The 21,380-nt window shown below is 41.7% G+C and carries 17 protein-coding genes; 11 read left to right on the forward strand and 6 right to left on the reverse strand.

From position 1 onward, the window contains the following. Positions 1-13: 13 nt before the first annotated feature. On the forward strand, positions 14-1,219 hold the full coding sequence (locus H9649_RS10415; protein ID WP_191694722.1) for a Ger(x)C family spore germination protein: 1,206 nt from the start codon (positions 14-16) through the stop codon (positions 1,217-1,219). 84 nt (positions 1,220-1,303) lie between these two features. Here H9649_RS10415 and H9649_RS10420 read toward each other — a convergent pair whose 3' ends face one another. After that, the gene (locus H9649_RS10420; RefSeq protein WP_191694724.1) at positions 1,304-2,989 is read right to left on the reverse strand and encodes a methyl-accepting chemotaxis protein; all 1,686 of its coding nucleotides are present in this window, start codon (positions 2,987-2,989) and stop codon (positions 1,304-1,306) included. 229 nt (positions 2,990-3,218) lie between these two features. Beyond that, entirely contained in the window at positions 3,219-4,583 is a 1,365-nt protein-coding gene (gene guaD, locus H9649_RS10425; RefSeq protein WP_191694726.1) for a guanine deaminase, read from the reverse strand. Positions 4,584-4,695: 112 nt separating this feature from the next. Between guaD and H9649_RS10430 the strand changes: the two genes are divergently transcribed. Both H9649_RS10430 and H9649_RS10435 read left to right on the forward strand, forming a co-directional pair. Continuing rightward, positions 4,696-5,376 (forward strand): DNA alkylation repair protein, encoded by a 681-nt coding sequence (locus tag H9649_RS10430; RefSeq protein ID WP_225229811.1) that lies wholly within the window; start codon positions 4,696-4,698, stop codon positions 5,374-5,376. 138 nt (positions 5,377-5,514) lie between these two features. After that, entirely contained in the window at positions 5,515-6,918 is a 1,404-nt protein-coding gene (locus tag H9649_RS10435) for a serine hydrolase domain-containing protein (RefSeq protein ID WP_191694728.1), read from the forward strand. Positions 6,919-6,980: 62 nt separating this feature from the next. On the opposite strand, the gene H9649_RS10440 is transcribed toward H9649_RS10435, so the two are convergent. Then, a complete protein-coding gene (locus H9649_RS10440; RefSeq protein WP_191694730.1) occupies positions 6,981-7,718 on the reverse strand; it encodes a LytR/AlgR family response regulator transcription factor in 738 nt (245 codons plus the stop codon). Between the two features lie 62 nt (positions 7,719-7,780). After that, entirely contained in the window at positions 7,781-9,118 is a 1,338-nt protein-coding gene (locus tag H9649_RS10445; protein WP_191694732.1) for a sensor histidine kinase, read from the reverse strand. Between the two features lie 348 nt (positions 9,119-9,466). Here H9649_RS10445 and yfmF point away from each other — a divergent pair, with 348 nt between their 5' ends. Together yfmF and yfmH are read left to right on the forward strand one after the other, a co-directional pair. Continuing rightward, a complete protein-coding gene (gene yfmF / locus H9649_RS18045; protein WP_191694733.1) occupies positions 9,467-10,762 on the forward strand; it encodes an EF-P 5-aminopentanol modification-associated protein YfmF in 1,296 nt (431 codons plus the stop codon). Then, positions 10,762-12,051, forward strand: a complete 1,290-nt coding sequence (gene yfmH, locus H9649_RS10455) for an EF-P 5-aminopentanol modification-associated protein YfmH (RefSeq protein ID WP_191694735.1) — start codon at positions 10,762-10,764, stop codon at positions 12,049-12,051. The genes yfmF and yfmH overlap by 1 nt, the downstream gene beginning before the upstream one ends. A gap of 28 nt (positions 12,052-12,079) precedes the next feature. Here yfmH and brnQ read toward each other — a convergent pair whose 3' ends face one another. After that, positions 12,080-13,411 (reverse strand): branched-chain amino acid transport system II carrier protein, encoded by a 1,332-nt coding sequence (gene brnQ, locus H9649_RS10460; protein ID WP_191694737.1) that lies wholly within the window; start codon positions 13,409-13,411, stop codon positions 12,080-12,082. A 187-nt stretch (positions 13,412-13,598) separates the two neighbouring features. On the opposite strand from brnQ, the gene H9649_RS10465 reads away from it, so the two are divergent. Continuing rightward, positions 13,599-13,718 (forward strand): YjcZ family sporulation protein, encoded by a 120-nt coding sequence (locus tag H9649_RS10465; protein ID WP_191694739.1) that lies wholly within the window; start codon positions 13,599-13,601, stop codon positions 13,716-13,718. Positions 13,719-13,885: 167 nt separating this feature from the next. After that, positions 13,886-15,598, forward strand: coding sequence for a sulfate adenylyltransferase (locus H9649_RS10470; RefSeq protein WP_191694741.1), 1,713 nt, complete (start codon positions 13,886-13,888; stop codon positions 15,596-15,598). A 50-nt stretch (positions 15,599-15,648) separates the two neighbouring features. On the opposite strand, the gene H9649_RS10475 is transcribed toward H9649_RS10470, so the two are convergent. Further along, entirely contained in the window at positions 15,649-17,676 is a 2,028-nt protein-coding gene (locus H9649_RS10475; protein WP_191694743.1) for a penicillin-binding transpeptidase domain-containing protein, read from the reverse strand. 171 nt (positions 17,677-17,847) lie between these two features. Here H9649_RS10475 and H9649_RS10480 point away from each other — a divergent pair, with 171 nt between their 5' ends. From H9649_RS10480 to H9649_RS10495, 4 genes are all read left to right on the forward strand, one after another. Then, on the forward strand, positions 17,848-18,363 hold the full coding sequence (locus H9649_RS10480; RefSeq protein WP_191694745.1) for a hypothetical protein: 516 nt from the start codon (positions 17,848-17,850) through the stop codon (positions 18,361-18,363). 149 nt (positions 18,364-18,512) lie between these two features. Further along, positions 18,513-20,069, forward strand: coding sequence for an ABC-F family ATP-binding cassette domain-containing protein (locus H9649_RS10485; protein WP_191694747.1), 1,557 nt, complete (start codon positions 18,513-18,515; stop codon positions 20,067-20,069). 115 nt (positions 20,070-20,184) lie between these two features. Beyond that, entirely contained in the window at positions 20,185-20,508 is a 324-nt protein-coding gene (locus H9649_RS10490) for a PadR family transcriptional regulator (RefSeq protein WP_191694749.1), read from the forward strand. Continuing rightward, positions 20,463-21,365 (forward strand): permease prefix domain 1-containing protein, encoded by a 903-nt coding sequence (locus H9649_RS10495; protein ID WP_191694751.1) that lies wholly within the window; start codon positions 20,463-20,465, stop codon positions 21,363-21,365. Before H9649_RS10490 ends, H9649_RS10495 begins: the two co-directional genes overlap by 46 nt. Positions 21,366-21,380: the final 15 nt, after the last annotated feature.

A 21,380-nucleotide genomic window follows, 5' to 3' on the forward strand; every position in this document is an offset into this window, starting at 1 on the left:
GGGAGATAGCTTGTTGTTGAAGCTACACGCTAAGTCTGATTTGCAACTGACAACACAGGACAGAGAGGGTAAAATGAAAAAAAGACTTTTAGTGATACTTTTAATGATTATGGTATTCCTCTCTGGTTGTTGGGATACAAAAGAACCCGAAAGAATGCTATATATCAATGGAATTGGTGTTGATTACAAAGATGGAAAATACGAAGTGCATGCGCAAATTATAAATTTTGCAAACGTCGCAAAATCAGAGCTGCCCCCATCCAACCAACCTCAAGCGGAAGTAGGCTTTGCTACAGGAAAAACAGTAGATGAAGCAGTATTTAAGTTGTATCATTCAATCGATCAAACGGTTTATTGGGGACATTTCAGTTACTTGGTCGTGTCAGAAGAAGTTCTGAAAAATGTCGAGTTAAGCCCGATTATTGATTTGTTCATACGTTATAGGGAAACGCGTTATCAAATTTGGGTGTATACAACTACAGACCCGGTTCAAGAAGTTCTTTTAGTAAGACCGGTTATTAACAAAGCGATAACACTTTCAAAACTTGGAGATCCAGAAAACTCCTTTAAACAAGAATCATTTATTAATCCGATAGATATGCGGAAGTTAATCATTGATATGAATGAGCCGAGTCATGAGGCGATGATTCCGTTAATTAAAATCATGGAGAACTGGAAGTCGATAGATGAGTCCATTAAAGCCCCCGTTCTATCGGGCGTGGGAGTAGCCACTCCAAATGGATTTAAAGGTTTCATTGAGGGAGACGATGTTCGTGGCATGCAGTGGATGTCCAACGAAACTAAAAGAGGACAGGTCACATTCAAATCGGACGGTGATGAATTTATAACGGTCAACGTTGAAAAGGTGAAAGTAAAAGTACATCCTGTCGTCCAAGCGGGAGAAGTAGTGTTTGACGTTAATGTTGAGTTGGAAGGAATAGTCAGTGTCATACAAGGGGAAGTATCGATGGATGAGCTTAAAAAAGGGATCATGAAAGAAGTTGAAAAGGAGATCAAGACGACGTATGAAGCCGCATTAAAAAAAGACATCGATATTTATCGTTTATCAGAGGACTTATACCGTAAAAATGTAAAAGCATGGAAGCAATATCACAAAGACGGTAAAGTTGAGCTTAATGAGGACTCCATACGCAACTTGAAAGTGAAAGTGGTCAAACTGGAATCACTAAGAAAATCCATTCAAGAAACGATTGAATAAGTTTGGTAAATGATCAATGGATATAAAAACAAGACTATTCAGAAGCAGCTTTCGCTGACTTGCTGGATAGTCTCTGTCATTTCATTAGACTTTAAACTCGTGAATCATCTCTTGCAAATGGATGGCCTTCTTGTTAAGGTCAACTGCTACGGCGTTAATTTCTTCAATTGTCGCCATTTGTTCTTCCATAGACGCTGAGGTTTGCTCAGTGGCTGAAGATGCGTCTTTTGCGAGTATAGCTATATTCGAGACCGAGGCTGAAACTTCTTCTGCGCTTGCTGAGATTTCTTCAGTCGCTGCAGAAATTTCCCCGATTTGGTCGTTCATAATTTGAACTGCATCGACAATTGTTAAGAAAGATTGACCCGCTTCATCCATTACATCCACCCCTTGGGCGGCATACGTTAAGCTTTCTTGAACAGCAGCTTCTACGCTTTTTGTATCTCGCTGAATAGCTGATGTCAATTCAACTATTTGACTAGCTGATGCTTTCGATTGTTCTGCAAGTTTCCGTACTTCATCCGCAACTACGGCAAATCCTTTGCCATGTTCCCCAGCTCGTGCGGCTTCGATGGCGGCGTTGAGTGCAAGAAGATTCGTTTGTTCAGTTATATCTGTGATGACTTTTGTAATATTTTCAATTTCGGAAGATTGCTGACTAAGACGTTTAATCATTTCATTTGTTTGAGATGAAGATGCATGTATCAATGACATTTGCTTTTTCGCTGTTTGCATAGTTTTTCCACTTTCGTTGCCGATTCTCATCGTATCTTCTGCACTCGCATGAAGCGTTACGGTCGATTCTGCAATTCGTTGAACACCTGAAGCCGTCTCTTCCATAGCAAGTGAACTTTCACTTGCTGATGAAGCAGAAGTTTGCGCACCTAGCGAAATGTTTTCAATCGCTTTTGAAATTTCTTCAGATGAATTGGAAACTTCATTTGTACTTGCAGATAGTTCTTCAGCAGAAGCCGTCAAATGAAGAGCGTTATCACTAACATTACCAATCAAGTTACGTAGGTTATGTTTCATTTCATTGAACGAAATGGCCAATGCTCTAAGTTCATCTTGGGACTTCACTATAACATCTTGACCTGTAAGATCCCCTGAGGCAATCACTGATGCCTCAGCTGCAAGACGACGCAATGGACCTGATATTAATCGAGTCATGTAGAAAGCAGTGAAACCACCGATAAGTAATGCCAAGGTGCCGGCAATGATTATGGCTAACTTCGCTTGGCTAGCGGTCTTTTCAGCATTGTGCATTGCAATATCAAGATGCTTATATTGGTATTCGATGACCTCATCCATCGTTTGTCTGATTTCGACATTTAAGGGGAGCATCTCTATCTCCATCATTTGTACTGCTTGCTCCGTGTCACCTGCTTGCTTCAACCCAATGACATGATCAGATGCTTTTCTAAAATCTACAGTCTTGGTCACGACTGTTTCCAAGTACCCTTTCATTTCATCTGAATGTACCATTTGTTTTAGTGAGTCAATCGTTGTTTGCATCGTTACAAACTGTTGCTCAAATGAGTCTAAATCAGCTTGATGACCTTGTAATAAATAAGAGCGGATGTAAACGCCTTGTAATGCGATATCCTTTTGAATGACTTGCGCTTGCATTGCTTGTGCAACACGGTCTTGGATCATCTCTTTGTAATCCGCTTCGGTTTTAGTAAGTTCATAGTGGCTCCACACAGATGACACAAGAATGATCGCCAAGAGGACCCCGAATGCCGTGTATAACTTTTTTCCAATCGTCATAACTATCCTCCAATAACATTTATTTTTAAGCGAAATCTTGAAATACTAACAGATATAGCTGTTACTAATCAAAAAACCACATGCTATTATATCGGTGGGGATTGCTGAATTATTATATTCAAAGAAAAAATAATCAACAGACAGATGATTCTCCTTTGATGAGAAAAACCGCCCGAATGGACATCTATCATCCAGTGGGCGGTTCTGTGAAGAGAAATTATTTCAAGTATTAACGGGTATGCACTTTTTCCCCTTGCACCCATACTTCGCGGATATTTTCCGGACGAGCCAGATAGATGATTTTTTCAAAGATATCAATTTCTTTTTTATCCACTTCGTAAATTGGCAGACGTGCATTTGCAGTTCGAGTGTCGATCATTTGCGCGTCCCATGCAAACCCTACTTCCAGACGTCCGATTGGAAGGCTTAGACTCTCACCGCCACCCGCTGTGACAAGATAGAATGCTTCGTTAAGTGTGATGCGTGAATTTGGAACGCCTCGTGTAGTTGCTGGAAGACTTGAATCCACTCCATCTTCCAACATACGGGAAGAAATGACCGCTTGTCTCGTATTGTCATACAAACTCGGTGAAAAACCTCCTGATATATCTGACCCAAGGCCAATCTCTACGCCCATCGCCATGAAACGCGCAATCGGGATGACGCTGTTTGCAAAATACGCATTGGAAACTGGGCAATGCGCAATCGCGCTTCCAGTGTCAGCAAATAGTTGAGCATCCTCATCTGTGAGGAAATTCGAGTGCGCCATGACGGATTTATCCTGCAACAAGCCGAAGTCATTCAACGCTTGGGCATCGTTTTTACCAAACCGCTCCTGTACATATCCATGCGCCCAGTCACTTTCACTGCAATGCGATTGAATATGCGTATCATATTTCTTGGCCAACTCCCCTAGACCTCGCAGCGCTTCATCCGTACAACTAGGAATGAACCTAGGGGTGACGACTGGATAGACACCTTGTTTCGTGCTTTTACCTAATTCTTTTACAGCTACTATGAATTCTTCCGTATCAGCAAGTGCGGTTTTCGTATCCGCATCCTTATAAAAGGAAGGGGTCTGTTCTGGGTCATCCATAACGACTTTGCCGACTAGTCCACGTTGTCCTTTTTCTGCGCATGTTTTTGCTAAAACGATACTTGCTTCCTTGTGAATCGTTGCAAAATACAATGCCGTCGTTGTTCCGTTAGCTAGCAGCGTATCCACGACATCGGCATACACCTTTGTGGCGAAATCAACATCTGCAAATTTTGCTTCGGTCGGGAATGTATATGTGTTAAGCCAATCATTTAAAGGAATGTCGAGTGCTGTGCCAGCTTGAATCCATTGGGGAGCATGGACATGCAAATCAATGAAACCTGGAAGGATGTAAGTTCCTTCGTTAATACGATGGAATGCATCTGTGTTTTCGTACTCCTTCAAGACATCGTTGTATGCTATATCAATGGGAGCTAAAATTTTTGCAATCACTCCGTTTTCATCAATGCAGAAAAGATGGTCTTTTAAGACCTTAATTTCTTTTGGTGATTGGCTTGTAAAAGCAGTGCCTTGGAATACTTGTGCATATGTGTTCATTTGAATGATCTCCTTTTTGTGCTGTATGCTGTCAGGTAAATGAAAAACAGTTTCTTAAAGTATGTACTTTTTCTTCATCAGTTACAATAAATAATAAAAGGTGGTTAGCAAATTGAAAGAACAATGGAATCATAAGGGGGTTGTTAAGCGGTTTGGAGAAAATCGGAATAGGGAACTTGCAGGTCCCATGGAAGCATATATGAAAAATCACTTTCCTTTTTTAGGCATAAAGAGTCCATTGCGGAAAGAGTTATTGCGTGAGCAGTTTCGTGAATACGCGCTACCTGAACCAAGCGAGCTCTTTGTGGAAGCAAAGAAATTATACGAATTACCGGAGCGTGAATACCAGTATGCAGCAATCGCATTGATCGACAAGATGAAGAAAGAATTGACTACTGATGATTTCCCAATGCTTCTTCATTTCATCGAGTCAAAATCTTGGTGGGATAGCGTCGATTCGATCGCACCTCATTTTGTTGGACATATTGTCAAACTAGATAGAGAGTACGGGGAGAACGTAATGCTTGAGTGGTCCCTTTCAGAAAATATGTGGACGAACCGTTCCGCTATTTTACATCAGTTAAAATTTAAAGAGCAGACAGACGAGGAATTGTTATTTAAAGTTATTTTACAACACTCGGATTCAGGAGAGTTCTTCATTCAAAAAGCGATTGGTTGGGCTCTTAGGGAATATGCCAAGACCAATCCGATTGTTGTAAAACGTTTTGTGGAAGGGAATACGTTAAAACCGTTAAGTCGCCGCGAAGCATTGAAGCATATAGGGAAGTTATAAAGTCACTTCACCTCGCCCACTAAAATATTCACGAGTGCAGAAGGTGAAACCCGTAAGATGGCGAATAAAACTATATAGCCCAAATTAGATAGGCTATACATACGTATCTAGCATTCAACTAGCAAAGGGGTCGTTGACATGAAAGAGACACTCGCAAAACAACTGTTCGAAAAGCATGCAAAAGCGTTCATGGAGAAAGAATTGATTCCTGGGGCGATGTTAACGATTGCTGAAAATGGGAAGACAATCGTTGGAAAAGATTTTGGTTTCCGGAATGTGAAAGAACAGCTTCCTGTCACGGGGGATACGGTATTCGGTATCGCTTCGATGACAAAATCGTTTACATGTGTAGGAATTATGAAACTGCAGGAAGAAGGGAAGCTATCTGTCCACGACTCGATTGTCACTTATTTACCGGAGTTGAAGACGAAAGCACAGGCAGAGAAGATTACGATTCATCATTTAATGACACATACATCAGGCTATCCGCCACTTGCGACGCATGTATACGCACGTAAAAATAGCATTGAACAAGATCCATCTTCAAAAGACTATGGACTTGATCTACTCAACAATCCCGGTCCTCACATCGAGACGTATGATGAAATGCTCGCATTCATGGCGAACGATGAATTCGAGTGGCTCGGGGAACCCGGTGAGTATTATAGTTATTCGAACGATTCTTATGGATTGCTCGGCATCATTATTACGCGTGTGAGCGGCCAATCGTATGAATCTTTCATCGAAGAGAATGTACTGCAACCTGCCGGCATGACAAGAAGCTTTTTTGATATGGATTTGATAAAGACGTTAGACAACGTGACGACACTCTATATGAAAACGAAAGACGGATCGGATGTCTATGAAGCACCAATTTGGTGGGATGCTCCGTCGATGCGTGCAGTCGGATATTTGAAATCGACAGCCAATGATATCGTCCGTTATTTGGAGTTGTTCTGGAATGAAGGTGTTGTCAATGGAACGAGGATTTTATCTAAAGAAAGTGTCGAGCAGATGATGACGCCACATATTGAATATGAACCGGGTAAATGCTACGGTTATGGACTACGTATTATTCCGGACTACTTTGGTTCGAAATTGATTAGCCACGGTGGAGGATTGAAAGGCGTATCTTCCTTTATGTGTGCGATTCCTGATAAGAAACTCGCGGGTGTCATTTTGACAAATGTAGCGGATGTCTCTGCAGGTGATGTGCTTATGGGGGCATTGAACATCGTTGAAGGCAGGGAATATGAGACATCTTCATTCACAGTGGAAACGGTTGAAATAGAGGACAGTGAACTGGCGAAATATGAAGGGGTGTATATTTCTGGGGAAGGGATGAATGTTACTGCTGAAATACGGAATGGTGTCTTCGGTATTGAATCCAACGCATCATACAAACCGCTTCGTTATGCAGGTGAAAACGTTTTTGTCGCGGAAGATGATTATACTGACATCCTTCAGTTTATTGAAGATAGCAATGGGGACATTGAACGGATTGTCTATGGTGGAAGGCATATCATAAAAAAGACTAACTGAACTACTATAAGAAAAAACGTCACTTGCAAATTTGGCAAGTGACGTTTTTTCGGATGTCCTCATTACACAAGTACAATTCCTTCAGCGACTAATAGGTCTTTCAACTCGTTGACTTTGTTCCGGCTAAGGGGAACAAGCGTCCCGTTGGTGAGTTCAAGTGTATAGGTTCTTGAAATGGAATCAGAATTGATGGATCTTATATTGTGCATGGGCACGATAAACGACTGGTGAGGACGATAGAAACCGTATGTTTCAAACATATCTTCAATGGCAGATATCGTATCACTCGATTCGAAGGAACCGAATTTCGTCACAATCGAAACTTTGCGGCCAATCTTTTCAATGTAGATGATATCTTCCACGTTGAAAATCTTTATGCCGCCAGCTACACGCATGCCGATTTTTTTATTTTGATTATCCGCTTTCGGAGCACCTTGGAACCGTTCTTGAACGATCGCCATCGTTTTCTCAAGCCGGAAGAAATCGATCGGTTTCAATAAGAAGTCGATTGGATGGAAATCATAACCTTCCAGCGCAAATCCTGCATGCCCCGTTACAAAGATGATTTCGATGTTTTTCTGAAGCGCCTGAATATGTTTCGCAAGCTCAAGTCCCGTAATATCGTTCATTTCTATATCAAGGAACATCAGATCGACTTTTTCATTGCGAATGAACTCCATCGCTTCCTTACCGCTATGGACTTCACCTTTTAAAGTGACGAAGGAGTATGCAGATAAATGTGATTTGAGCAGGTTGATGGCGTTTTTGTCATCATCTACTAATAATACGTTAATGTCCAATATCCCCAACTCCTCTTTCAGATGCAAGCAATTGCTAATAATACTTCTATAAGCGTCGTCGTTTAACGTCGTCTCCTCGACGAAAGGGGCAATCGGACATGTATGACGAAAAAGTCTCCGGTCATTTCAGGAAAGATGACTCCTTCATAACCGCCGACGAGTCGCTCCAAAACAGCGAGTCCGATTCCTTCATGCCCTTCTTTAGTTGTATAACCCGTCTCAAATATCTTTGCCATCCGCTCTTCATCCATCATAGATGAGTTCCCTACACGGAAAACGAGCTGCCTCTTCTCCCGTTCAATATCAACAGTGATCAAGCGTTTTTCTTCTGGCAACTGTTCGACTTCTTCCATTGCATTTTGAATGAGATTTCCTAAGATTTTGTTCACATCGTAAATCGATGCCGGCATATCTCTCAAGTCATCCAAAATAGTATAACGGATTCGAATATTTTGTTTTTTTGCCTTATCACTTTGCGTGTTCAAAAGCGCACTTATGGCCGGGTGTGCTACGGGCAATAATTCGTTAACTTCTTGAACTTGCTCGACCACTTCATCGATATAGTCGGAAGCCTCATCGTAACGCCCGGATTTTATCAAACCGAAAACGGAAGTGAGGTGAAGACTGAAATCATGTCGCTGAGATCGAATATAGTTAAAGAACTCATGCATATCAGTTTGGTATTGCTTATCCATGAAGATTTGCTCTTGCTCGATTTTATGAAACAGAGACGAACGGAGAAAGAGCAAAATAACGATGAGTATGAAGACCGACCAACCTGTCGTAAACAACCGATAAGAAATCGGAAAATCGTTTCGCACAAAGTATGTAAAAACTAAAAATACATCCACAGTCAAAAGTAATAAGATGCTTATGAGTAGGTGTCTCCAATATGGCTGACGTTGCCAATAGGACCGGCGTTCCCAGTCAAGTGGTTTCTCAATAAAGATCGAATTCGGAATAAGAGTTGGCTTAACTGTAAGAATTATATAGGTGATCAATACATTTGTAACAATAATAAACACTTCATTCATTATTAATACGAATGAATCCATATCCAAATCATTGGAATAAAGAGCCAAGCCGAACAAATTACGTTCAACTAATTGGATGATAGCCAAATCGAAAGTCCATCCAAGAAGGACAGCAATAACCGATTGAAGAAATGGAATCTTCATGTAGAGTACAAGGTAAATAAGTAGCAAAACGAACGCTGCTCCTGATAATTGATGAACAGGAAAGTAAAACCCGAGTCCACTAATAGCAACAAAGGCTATACCCGTACCAATAGCCATTTTCCGTATAGTATCTTGAATTTGGATACCGACAAGGGACAAGCCAAACGATAAGCCGGTAAAGATTGTAATGAACAATGAGATATATGCGATTACCAGTTCCATTTCATCACCCGATGTCTTGTCTATTCATGTAATTATAGCATATCTAAACATGTAAATAATCTAATCACACTTTTTATGCTGTCAATATTTCTGTTCTTTTGACTGTAAGTTGACCCGAAATCTGACTATTTGAATGGGTAAACAAAGCGGTTGCTGAATGGAATGCGCTTTGCTACACTTCCACAATGGGCAAGTTAATGTACAAAATGAGTACGAAAAGTAACAGGTTTGCAGAACGTGTTGTTTCATTAAAATAGAGAGGTTACACTATAAGGTAGTATTCTGAAAGTTTAAACATGAATTTCAGAGGAATTAATGCAGTTATGGATTCAAAAGGAGGAATGCCAAGTGAACGTTAACACGAAGCAAGGTACATTAATCAATGGCATGCATGTACATTTAATGCCAAGTAAAAAGTTCAAAACGAACACTGTGGAAGTGAAATTCCAGACAAAAATTAGCCGTGATACGATAACTAGATTGGCTCTTTTACCGACAGTGCTACGAACAGGATGTCTTGAATATAAAACAAAAGCTGAAGTTCAAGAGCAATTAGATAATCTATATGGTGCAGGCATCGGTATCGGTGCATGGAAATCCGGAAAAAATCATATTCTGAACTTCCAAATGGACATGGCAAATGAAAAGTTCATACCGAATGAAAATACGCTTGCTGAGGAAGCGTTTTCATTTTTGAATAAAATGATCTTCCATCCGAATGTTATAGATGGGGCCTTCGATGAAGCGACTGTCGCGAAGGAAAAAGAGACGCTGCGCAGACAATTGGAAGCGATGAAGGATAATAAGATGTCCTATGCGAACACACGCCTAATCGATGAGATGGCGGAAGGTGAAGTATATGCAATTCATGGTCAGGGGTATGCCGAGGACCTTGAAGTGATTACTGGGAAAAGCCTGTATGATGCATATGCGAAAGTGTTGGAGACAGCGCGTGTAGATTTGTTCATCACAGGAGATTTCAATTCTGAAAAGATGGAATCGACAATCCGTAAAGCGCTTGTCGGTTTGACTGATAGAGAAACCGAAGCAAAATCGGACGAGATGACTGTGTTCGAAGAGATGAAGAGCGTAAAAGAAGTTAAAGAAGTCGTTGAATATGAAGATATTCAACAAGCGAAATTGCATATCGGATATCGTACACATACAAACCTTCAAGACGAAGGTGTTGTGCCGATGTTGGTCGGATCAATGATACTTGGCGGCTATATGGGCTCATTGTTGTTTATGAATGTTCGTGAAAAGCACAGTCTTGCCTACTATGTTAACGCCAATATGGATGCATTCAGTGATAAGTTGTTCATCTATAGTGGAATTGCTGGTGCAGATTATGAGAAGACAATGCAAATTATCGATGAGCAAATTGAAGCGCTGCAAAAGGGCGAATTCACAGATGGCGTATTGGAAGAGTCGAAGTCATTACTTATTAGCGATTTGAAAGCGTCACAAGACAATGCAATTGGTATGATCGATGATGTGTACAAGCAAATATTGACGGGCATCACAAAATCATCCGTAGACTTCATTGAAGAAGTGGCTGCCGTCGACAAAGAGGCAATTATGAAAGCCGCAAGCAAACTGGAGAAGGATACAATCTTCTTCTTGACGAGCAAGGAGGCAAACTGATGAGAGAAATTACATTTGAGAACGTTGATGAAAAAGTCTATAAAGAAACATTGCCGAACGGCTTGGAAGTAATCCTCATTCCAAAAAGAGAAATGAATAATACATTTGCAACCTTTGTAACGGATTTTGGAGCTGCAGACCTATTCTTCGTTCCACTTGGCGGGAAAGAGCCGATTGAATCACCGATGGGCGTAGCGCACTTCCTCGAACATAAGCTTTTCGATAAAGGGGAAGACCGTGACATCGTTGCTGAATTCAGCAGACTCGGTGCACAATCCAATGCCTATACGAATGCTACTGAAACGGCTTATTATTTCGCGGCAACAGATCATGCATATGAAAACGTGAGATTGCTTATCGATTTCGTACAGGATTCTTTCTTTGTCGAAGAAACAGTCGAAAGTGAGAAAGGAATTATCGTACAGGAATCACAAATGTATGCAGATGATCCTGGCCAGCGTCTTTATTTCCTAATGCTGAAGTCATTGTTTAGCAAGCACCCAGTGAAAAACGAAGTGCTCGGTACAATCGATTCAATTAACGGGATGACGAAAGAAGATCTCGATACTGCATTCAATACGTTCTATCATCCTTCCAATATGAAGCTTTGTGTAACAGGGAATTTCGATCTTGAAAAAATGATGGATATGATTAAAGAAGATCAGGAAAAGAAAGAGTATCCTGCTCCGACAGAAATCGTTCGGATCCATACGGAAGAACCTGCTGCAGTTGCAAGTAAAGAAACGACAATCCATATGCCGATCGGATCACCGAAATGCAGTATCGGCATTAAGGAATATGAAACAGCGATCGACCCTGAACAACTTGCTAAACGTACGCGTCTGACAGAGATTACGCTTGATCATTTCTTCGGTTTAAGCGGCGAATTTTATAAAGAGCTGTATGATGAAGGGTTGATTGATGGAACATACAATTATTCCCATACACTCGATAAGGATTTCGGTTTCACGATGCTGACAAGTAACTCGGATAATCCAGATGCGTTTGCTGACAAGCTGAAATCTCAGTTATTGTCGCTGAAGGATTACAAAGTAGATGCGGAGCTGTTTGAACGTTTGAAGAAGCGGACAATCGGACGCACGTTACGGAAGATGAATTCAATTGAAGCGAATGCAGAAGAGTATGTGTGGCATGCGATTAGAGGAATCGAGTATTTCGATACGATTCCGACGATCCAGTCATTAACTGTTGAAGACTGGCAGTCATTCTTGAAAGTTTGGATTTCTGAAGAACGTCTGGCAGTATGTACGATCATGCCGGAGAATTAAAAAAACAAACGGCAAGTGCAAGGACAGGTTAATGTCCAGGCGCTTGCCGTCTTTTTTTATGTGCGTAGAAACCGTAAATATAGCCGATGATAGCCAATATGATCGCTGGCGCAATCCAGCCGATGCCTTCTTCATAGAGTGGAAGATGTTGCAAAATACTTGTAACGAGGCTAAATGTGATACCGAATTCTTTCAACATATCAAAAAAGCCGATAAAGCCCGCTCCAGCTAACGCAAATAAATAAACTGATCGGTAACCGTTGAACAAGTTGTGGAAAAAGCTTAAACAGATAAGGACAATCGCCAACGGGTAAATTCCGATGAGGATTGGCAAAGTAATAGAAATAAGTTGTGTCAATCCGATATTTGCAATGAATGTACTGAAAACACTTATTATGAGCACTATCCATTTGTAGGAAATACTTGGAAATGTATTCGAGAAAAATGTCGAACACGCTGATACGAGGCCAACAGAAGTTGTCAAACAGGCAAGTAGTACAGCTATTCCAAGCAGTATTTGTCCAGTTGTACCCATCAATTCATACGTCAATTTCGTTAGAATGATGCCACCGTTTTCTGCATCAGGAGCTATCGTCCGACTCGTCATTCCTAAGTAAGCTAACCCGATATAGACTAGACTAAGACCAAATACAGCGATTAAACCTGACTTCATTGTCGACTTCATAATGACTTTTTTGTCCGTAATGCCCTTTGCTTTAATGGCATTAATAACAATAATGCCAAATACAAGAGCTGCAATCGCGTCCATCGTCAAATAGCCTTTTATGAATCCTTGCGTAAAAGGATTATTGACATAGTCCGCTTGTGGTGGACCACTTATGCCGGCAGGTTTTAAGATCCCCAGCATAACAATGGATGTAACGATTACTAATAGAATTGGCGTCAATATTTTACCAAAGCGATCTAATATTTTACTTGGCGTCAATGCTAGCCATGCAGTAACGGTAAAAAATAGGATTGTGAATAAAGTTAATGTGAAAGTTGTGTATACATAAGGGACGAATGGTGAAGCACCTATTTCAAATGCTACTGTCGCTGTTCTCGGAACTCCGAACAGTGGTCCGATTGCCATATAGACAACAACCGCAAATACGATTCCGAATAAGGGATGCGCTTTTTTTGCAAGGTCACTTAACTGGTCACCGCTTCGTGCAACTGCAACAACGCCGAGGAAAGGCAAACCAACTCCTGTTAAAAGAAAACCCGCGATTGTAATCCATGTGGCCGTACCAGCCTGTTGTCCAACTAAAGGGGGAAAGATCATATTGCCTGCACCGAAAAACAATGCGAACATGACAAGCCCGAGTTTAATAGTGTCTCTTGGTGTAAATTTATTCATTTATAATCCTCCGACACTAGAATCCAATCTGATTTTTTGTAAAACATATCAGTGGTCACTATAATTGAAAACCTAATGTTCTGTCAAGTTAAGGTGTTTGACATACATTTTAAAGTAGGTAAATGTCCAGTCCGATACCCATACTTATACATACACTAACACATCAAGTGATCTGGAGGTGTTGAGAATGTCTGGAAATGTTGGAGGACACTGTGGAAACAATAGCGGCGGATTTACGCTAATCGTCGTCTTATTTATTCTATTGATCATAGTCGGAGCGTCATATGTAGGTGGCGGATTCTGTTGATCGTCAAACGGGGCTGAGAAATAAAGGCGCACAAAATTTGTGCGTCTTTTTTAATTTTTTCTAATTCAACAAAATCTCTTTCTTACTACGCGATAAGTATGTTAACATTCAGAATAGAAGATGCAATCTTACAATATACTAGTTGGATTAGATGAGGAGGAAATACTATGTTGAATACAGCTGAAAATAAGTTTGCTAGTTATCCGCAACAACCACATGGTGGAAAATTGGTGGACAAGGTTGTTACTGGAAAAGAACGGGATGAAGAACTAATCAGGGCGAGACAATTACCGACAATCATGGTAGATATGGAAGCGGTTATCACGCTTGAAATGATTGCGACAGGCGTACTGTCACCAAACGAAGGGTTCATGAAGGAAGATGATTATACATCCGTATTAGAAAAAGGACGCCTCGCGGACGGCACAGTATGGCCAGTACCGCTAAGTTTTGCACCGACAGGTTCTAAAAATAGCGAAATCATTGCGACTTTGGCAGTCGGTGATGAAGTGGCACTTGCTAATGAAAACAATGAACCTGTAGCGATATTGCAGCTTGAAGATATTTTTGCCTATGACAAAGCGTATCGCGCAACTCATTTATTCGGAACGACAGACCGCAATCACCCAGGTGTCGATGCGATTTATAGAAGGATGGGTGATACTGCACTTGCGGGTCCAATTCGTTTGTTGCAACGAGTTGATTGGGGTCCCTTTGAGAAACTTCGATTAGAACCAAAAGATACATGGTATGAATTTTATGAAGAAAAAAAATTCCGTTCTACAGCGGGTTTCATCACAGGTGCAAATCCATTGCATAGAGGGCATGAGTATATTCATAAAAATGCTTTGGAAGAGATCGACGGACTACTTCTGCAACCGTTAGTGGAAATGGCGAAGCGTGAATACACACGACATGAATTTAGAATGCTGTCTTATAAAAGTGTATTGGAAACGTATTATCCTAAAGGCAGATCGATACTGGCACCACTGCGCGTAACATATATCTTTGCAGGTCCTCGGGAAACAGTGTTGCATGCATTAATTATGAAAAACTATGGCTGTACACATGCATTAATCGGACGTGATCATGCAGGAATCGGTGATTACTATGATAAGTATGCAAGTCATAGCATTTTCGACCAATTTAAACCGGAAGAACTCGGTATTGATATCCGTTTGTTCCATGAAGTGTTTTATTGTACACGTTGCGACGCTCAGGCAACTGAACAATCATGCCCGCATGATGTTCAGTATCGCATTAATATATCTGGTACTGGCATCCGTGAAATGCTGAGACATGGTATCATGCCACCGAAGGAAATTGTCCGACCGGAATCTGCACGTATTGCAATCCAAGGTGTACAACCGAAGGGGCTCGATGAATCGGATGAATCTATTTCACCTGTCGGAAAGACCATTAAGAGTATGTTCCCATTCTATTTGGACAGAACAAGATTGGGCGGACCGAAGCGCTTGAAACCGTTGACGATTGAGGAACTGACGAATCGCGACCTTGAGGCGGTGAATCTAGATGTACGAGCCAATGCTGACCGGATCTATCAAGACATTTACGACGAGTATACTAGTGTCGGGGATACAAATCGGAATCTACAGCCTGAATGGGTGATGGACACACGTGCAGCCTTGCATCATCAGCAACAGATGGTCGTAGAGGATCTCGAGGAAAAAGTGAAGCAGGCACCGAAGACAGCATCGGATGAATTCATGTATCAAGACAAAGAAGAAGCGGAAAAAGAGCTGAATGTAGCTAAGAAGATTCTAGGAGATATCCCTAAAGTGCTTCGACCGGATGATTTCGATTACCGCACGTGGAATGTGTTGCCGTATAAGAGGTACCGTGGAAGCGATGAGGAATAAGAGAAAAAGGAAAACAGCCGGAGACTGAAGTGCCGGCTGTTTTCCTTTTTTTACTGTCCTCTATACATCGTCAGTGCGTCTGCCACCATCGCAGCGACAAAATCACTTCCTCCATCATTCTCAATACCTTCAATCATCATAGCAATAATCTGTGTAGGGTTTTCAGAGTCATACGCAACGAAAAAGCCATTTTCATGTCCCCTGTCAGTACCTGCCGCTTTCAGTTCAGCAGTACCTGTTTTCCCTGCAAGTGCAATGTTCGGAAGGTTCGCGGATTGGGCGAAGCCTTTAACGACAACGTCACGTAAGTTACTGCGGATAACTGCTGCGTTGTCCTTCGAAAGCAATCCATCTTTCCATACTTCTCCATGCTGTTCATCAAGCAAAAGAGTAGGTTTGTACATCGTGCCTCCGTTAACGAATGCTTCATACATCGTTGCCAGATGCAGGATATTCGTCAGCATCTGACCTTGGCCGAAAGAAGTATCTGCTAATTGTCCTTCTGAGCTGATCTTCCCGTCATTGGAAATTTGTGATGAAGCGATATTCAGAACGAAAGGAATGTCTTCACCGAATCCGTAACGTGTCAATCCATCGATGAATGTCTGACGGCCCATCGCCAAAGCTTGCTGCGCAAAATAAATATTATCCGAGTAGATGAGCGCGTTGTTAAGATTTATCGGGTTCGGGGCTTCAGGGTGCAATCTCGACACCCGGTAATTGCCCCAAGACGCATCTTTTTGCCACGTTCTGCCTGTAATAGACAACCCTTCTTCGGGATTCAGATTGCCGATTTCCATGCCGATTGCTGCCGTTATCGGTTTCAATGAAGAGCCTGGAGCGTACGAAGCTGCATAGCGGTTAAACAGTGGCTTCAACGGATTTTCAGCCATTTCATTATAACGCGCGGAGCTGACGCCGAGCATGAACTCTGTCGGATCGAAACTCGGTGAACTGACAAGCGCCAGTGTCTCGCCCGTTTGAGGATCGACAGCAGCACTTGTTCCAGCCCTGCCTTTCATAGAATCAAACAACGATTTCTGCAACTTGGCGTCAATCGTTAACGAAATAACTTCTCCATCTTGTGCGGGCTTTTCGACAATCGTAATCGGTGTAGCTCCCGTTACCGGCTCTTTTATATAAATACGAATGCCATCATGTCCTCGAAGGCGATCTTCAAGAACGCGTTCCATACCTTGTCTGCCTATTAAATCTGTTTCTGTATAGCCTTCATCAGCAAGTTTTTCCAACTGTTCGGTTGTAATCTTGCCAACGTATCCTGACACATGTGCCAAAGCTTCTCCAAATGGATACTCACGCATTTCGGATTTCTGATACGTCACACCAGGCAGTTCAATTAGGCGCTCAACTAGCTCTTTTTTTGTGTTTGAAAGTACCTTTAATGGAACAAAGTAATTAGGTTTTACCCAACTTTGATTCAATTGCTTATCGATATATTCCGTAGAAACGCCAAGAAGGTCAGAAACGGTTTTTTTGGATGAACTGTCCGTGAACCTTTCTGGCACAATTCCTATTTCATAACCAGCTCCGTTTACGGCAATCGGCAAACCGTTGCGATCTACGATTTCTCCGCGTTTAGAAGAAATCGTAGAAATACCAACAGTGTCTTTCGTTCCAAGACCAGGTAAAATGAATGAAGGGTCCCATTCAGCGAACCAATTTTCTTGTTCCTCACGTATTTCATGAATCATGCGCAATTCCTTATCAAACTTCAACGGTCCCGCAGCGGTGTTCATGGAAATGTGAATTATGAAGGTTGCTGGTTCTTCAATAACAAATTCTTTCTCTTCCGGTGGCGCTTCATACGTTATTTTCACATTCTCAATCTCAAGATCGGTATACAATTTCTCCTGCCGATCGATAAAATATTCACTGTTAAAGGCGGCTGTTGTTTCTTCGGTCAAGTAATTGTTATGCATGTTAATGAAATCACTTTTTTCCCAAAGTGCCACATATTCTTGTAATCTATCTTCAGCAGTTGCAGGTTCTTCTTTAGAACAGCCAGCAACAATCCATATCAATAAAAAGGATAAAGCAAACGTCCACCTTTTTTTCATCAGAAGCCATCCTCTCTTCTAGTATAATATGAAGTAATCATGCTACTACTATATCGTAATGAAGATGAATTCGCACAACTTAATTTTTCAAACAATGCAGTTTTACTTTACTTTTGAAGGCAATACTACTACAAAGCCTAAATACTCAACACATTAATCGGAGGTATTCATATGTATGACCCGACCGTTTTTGATAATCTGAAAGTCGCTTTCGAAAATCAAGTATATGATTTGGATAATCTCGAACGTAAAATTACGATTGTCAATCGTGTCGATCGAATGGATTTTGCGGTACTTTCACGGAAATTCTCAATTCGGTTTGTACTACGGCACTTACTCGATCCGTCTGTCGAAATCGTATTAGAAGCATCGTTGAAAGAATTGTCGACTGAACTATTGGAAACGCCAAAAGGTAATCCAGGCTGCCTGCTCGCACTGCGTTTTAAGAAGCCGATTACGAATATTGATGAGCAATGTGAAGAAATCGAGAAAGCGATTTATGCCATATGGGAGCATGAAGTGAATGTGACGCAGACTGTAAGTTTTATGTACCGACGTGAACAGCCAAGTTATGTCGATACAATCGACGTACGGTTCAGTCAGAAAATTAATGAAGAACATATGGGCGAGATAGAAGAATTCCTCGATCATGTACTCGTGACGTTGCAAGTGTTAAGTGAAATATAGGGAAGCATTGCGAGCGGATTGCAGAAATGCATTAAATGACTATCCGTAACGGGCAATTGTCTATATAATATTAAATAGATTCGGCTATTTGTATTATATAGGAAGCTGAAAAATGAATTACTAATAATAAAGGATTAGGTGTAAAATATATGGGTTTATTAACAGTGAAAAATTTAAGTCATGGCTTCGGGGATCGCGCAATTTTCGATGACGTTTCGTTCCGATTGTTACAAGGAGAGCATATTGGTCTTGTCGGTGCAAACGGGGAAGGAAAATCTACGTTCATGAACATCATAACACGCAAATTGGAGCCGGATGCAGGGACAGTTAGCTGGGCGAAACGTGTGCGTGTCGGTTATTTGGATCAGCATGTCGTCTTGAAACAAGGATTGAGCATTCGGGATGTGTTGCGTACTGCGTTCCAATATCTCTATGACATCGAAACGGAGATGAATATGCTTTTCGGCAAGATGGGGGAAGTGGATGCGGATGAACTCGAGAAGTTGCTTGAAGAAACGGGCCAGATGCAAGATGATTTGACGAACAATGATTTCTATATCATTGACTCCAAAGTGGATGAAGTGGCGAATGGACTTGGACTCGATGAATTCGGACTGGATCGCGATGTCAATGATTTGAGCGGTGGACAACGGACGAAAGTGTTGCTTGGCAAACTGCTGCTTGAAAAGCCTGATATTCTGTTGTTGGATGAGCCGACAAACTACTTGGACGTGGAGCATATCGAATGGTTGCGGAACTACTTGCAAAACTACGACAACGCATTCATCCTCATTTCGCATGATATTCCGTTCTTAAATAGTGTCATCGGCTTGATTTATCATATGGAAAACCAACAAATCACACGCTACGCGGGCGATTATGACGAGTTTTTGCGTGTCCATGAGATGAAGAAGCAGCAAGTGGAAGCGGCTTTTAAGAAGCAACAGAAAGAAATTTCGAGCTTGAAAGATTTCGTAGCACGCAATAAAGCAAATGCCGCGACGAGCCGTATGGCAATGTCACGCCAGAAAAAGCTCGATAAGATGGACATCATTGAACTGGATGCTGAAAAGCCGAAACCACAGTTTGACTTCAAAATGGCACGGACACCTGGAAGGTATCTGTTCCAAACGAAGGATCTAGTCATCGGTTATGATGAGCCGCTATCCAGAGAGTTGGATTTAACGATGGAACGCGGACAGAAGATTGCGTTGTCCGGAGCGAATGGTATCGGGAAAACGACACTTCTGAAAAGTATCCTTGGTGAGATACCGTCACTCGCAGGTTCTGTTGAACTTGGCGATCATTTAGAAATCGGTTACTTCGAACAGGAGTCTAAATCGGATAATAACAATACTTGTCTCGAAGAAGTGTGGGAGGAGTTCCCGCATTTCACACAATATGAAGTGCGCGCAGCCCTTGCGAGATGTGGCCTGACGACGAAGCATATTGAGAGTAAAGTGAAAGTGTTGAGTGGGGGAGAGCGGTCGAAAGTACGTTTATGCAAATTGATCAACAGAGAAACGAATTTGCTTGTGCTGGATGAACCGACGAACCACCTTGATGTTGACGCGAAAAACGAATTGAAACGCGCGCTGAAAGAATACAAAGGCAGCGTTCTTCTGATCTCCCACGAACCTGATTTCTATGAAGGTGTCGTTACGGATATCTGGAACGGTGAAAACTGGACGACAAAAATGTTTTGATCATAATGACGGGCGCATTGACAAATTACAATTGTCAGTGCGGCTGTCATTTTTTCATTTGGTGCATTGCATTGCGATGTACCACGTGATACGATGTTTATTATGAGGTGATGAAATGGATCAAGAGATGATGAAGGGAAGTATCGATTTACTATTATTGTCTTTAATTGCGAAAAGGGATCTATATGGATACGAAATTGTAAAAGTTCTTAAAGAACTTAGTGATGATACGTATGAGATGGGTGAAGGAACGCTGTACGCCGCATTGAAACGTTTGGAGAAAAAACAGTGGGTTACCTCTTACTGGCAAGAAGGCGAAGGGGGCAGACGTAAATATTATAGTCTGACTGATGAAGGCGGAACCGCATTACAGAGCAAACTGGAAAACTGGAAATGGATGAATGGCCTTGTGCGAAAGAGCACGGAAGAATTGATATGAAACCGGAATTTATACGTTTTGTAACCGGGATCGTCCGTCAGACGGATTGCAACCGGGAAGAGCGTGAAGATTTGTATGAAGAATTGCTTACACATTTGGAGTGCTCTTTCATCGACTATCAGAAAAAAGGGTATTCAGAAGAGGAGGCTATGCGAACCGCTATGACAAACTTTGGAACTGAACAGGAAGTCGGCGATCAGTTACAAGAAGCAATGTATCCGTATCGGAAAGGCATGATGTTGGGACTATCGGTTGCGTCTTTGCTTTTCGCCTATAGTGTTTATGCGAGTCAATTGTTCATCATGGGTGATGCACATATCCTATGGCTTATTCTCGCGGTCTTGATTGGCATGGCTGTTCTATTTGTGACAGTACGTCCAGTTACTTCACTGAACCGTCGTCTTTGGATGAATGGCTTGTTGCTCGTTCATTTGTTTGTCTATTTTTATGGTTTACTGCTTGCGACCGATGTGCTTCCACCTTATTCTGTCGGTTTGACAATTATCGCGGTACTGATTTTATTGCTTGGAATTATCCTTATCTACCGAACGACAATCTATGATTATCCTTCAAAACGTCCAGCTTTATGGAAAGATGCGAAACGGTTGCATTTCATCAATATTACACTAGGTATTCTTGTCGTATTCGTTACCCTATTCTTCCTATGGGCGTTGTTATTGTTTAGTGAAGTATCGTCCATCTTTCTGTTGCTATTGATCCCCATCGGCTTATGGATGCTATCTTATGCAGTTCAAATGCGGTTATTGGCCAATCAAAAAGTAACATGGGCGTATGCTATCGTCTTTACTCAGATAGCGGCCGTTGTGGTGATGATTTTTTTGGTACGGGGCATTTAAGGAGGGGGAGGTACT

Origin of the sequence: Sporosarcina quadrami (assembly GCF_014836615.1) — a bacterium.
In the GTDB taxonomy this organism is placed as follows: Bacteria; Bacillota; Bacilli; order Bacillales_A; family Planococcaceae; genus Sporosarcina; species Sporosarcina quadrami.

Excerpts from the sequence above, each read along its gene's own strand:
- H9649_RS10465 (WP_191694739.1), top strand. The coding sequence starts at position 13,599 with ATGTCTGGAAATGTTGGAGGACACTGTGGAAACAATAGCGGCGGATTT.
- H9649_RS10435 (WP_191694728.1), top strand. The coding sequence starts at position 5,515 with ATGAAAGAGACACTCGCAAAACAACTGTTCGAAAAGCATGCAAAAGCG.
- H9649_RS10445 (WP_191694732.1), bottom strand. The coding sequence starts at position 9,118 with ATGGAACTGGTAATCGCATATATCTCATTGTTCATTACAATCTTTACC.
- H9649_RS10475 (WP_191694743.1), bottom strand. The coding sequence starts at position 17,676 with ATGAAAAAAAGGTGGACGTTTGCTTTATCCTTTTTATTGATATGGATT.
- guaD (WP_191694726.1), bottom strand. The coding sequence starts at position 4,583 with ATGAACACATATGCACAAGTATTCCAAGGCACTGCTTTTACAAGCCAA.
- yfmH (WP_191694735.1), top strand. The coding sequence starts at position 10,762 with ATGAGAGAAATTACATTTGAGAACGTTGATGAAAAAGTCTATAAAGAA.
- H9649_RS10485 (WP_191694747.1), top strand. The coding sequence starts at position 18,513 with ATGGGTTTATTAACAGTGAAAAATTTAAGTCATGGCTTCGGGGATCGC.
- H9649_RS10495 (WP_191694751.1), top strand. The coding sequence starts at position 20,463 with ATGGATGAATGGCCTTGTGCGAAAGAGCACGGAAGAATTGATATGAAA.
- H9649_RS10420 (WP_191694724.1), bottom strand. The coding sequence starts at position 2,989 with ATGACGATTGGAAAAAAGTTATACACGGCATTCGGGGTCCTCTTGGCG.
- H9649_RS10480 (WP_191694745.1), top strand. The coding sequence starts at position 17,848 with ATGTATGACCCGACCGTTTTTGATAATCTGAAAGTCGCTTTCGAAAAT.
- H9649_RS10490 (WP_191694749.1), top strand. The coding sequence starts at position 20,185 with ATGGATCAAGAGATGATGAAGGGAAGTATCGATTTACTATTATTGTCT.
- H9649_RS10470 (WP_191694741.1), top strand. The coding sequence starts at position 13,886 with ATGTTGAATACAGCTGAAAATAAGTTTGCTAGTTATCCGCAACAACCA.
- brnQ (WP_191694737.1), bottom strand. The coding sequence starts at position 13,411 with ATGAATAAATTTACACCAAGAGACACTATTAAACTCGGGCTTGTCATG.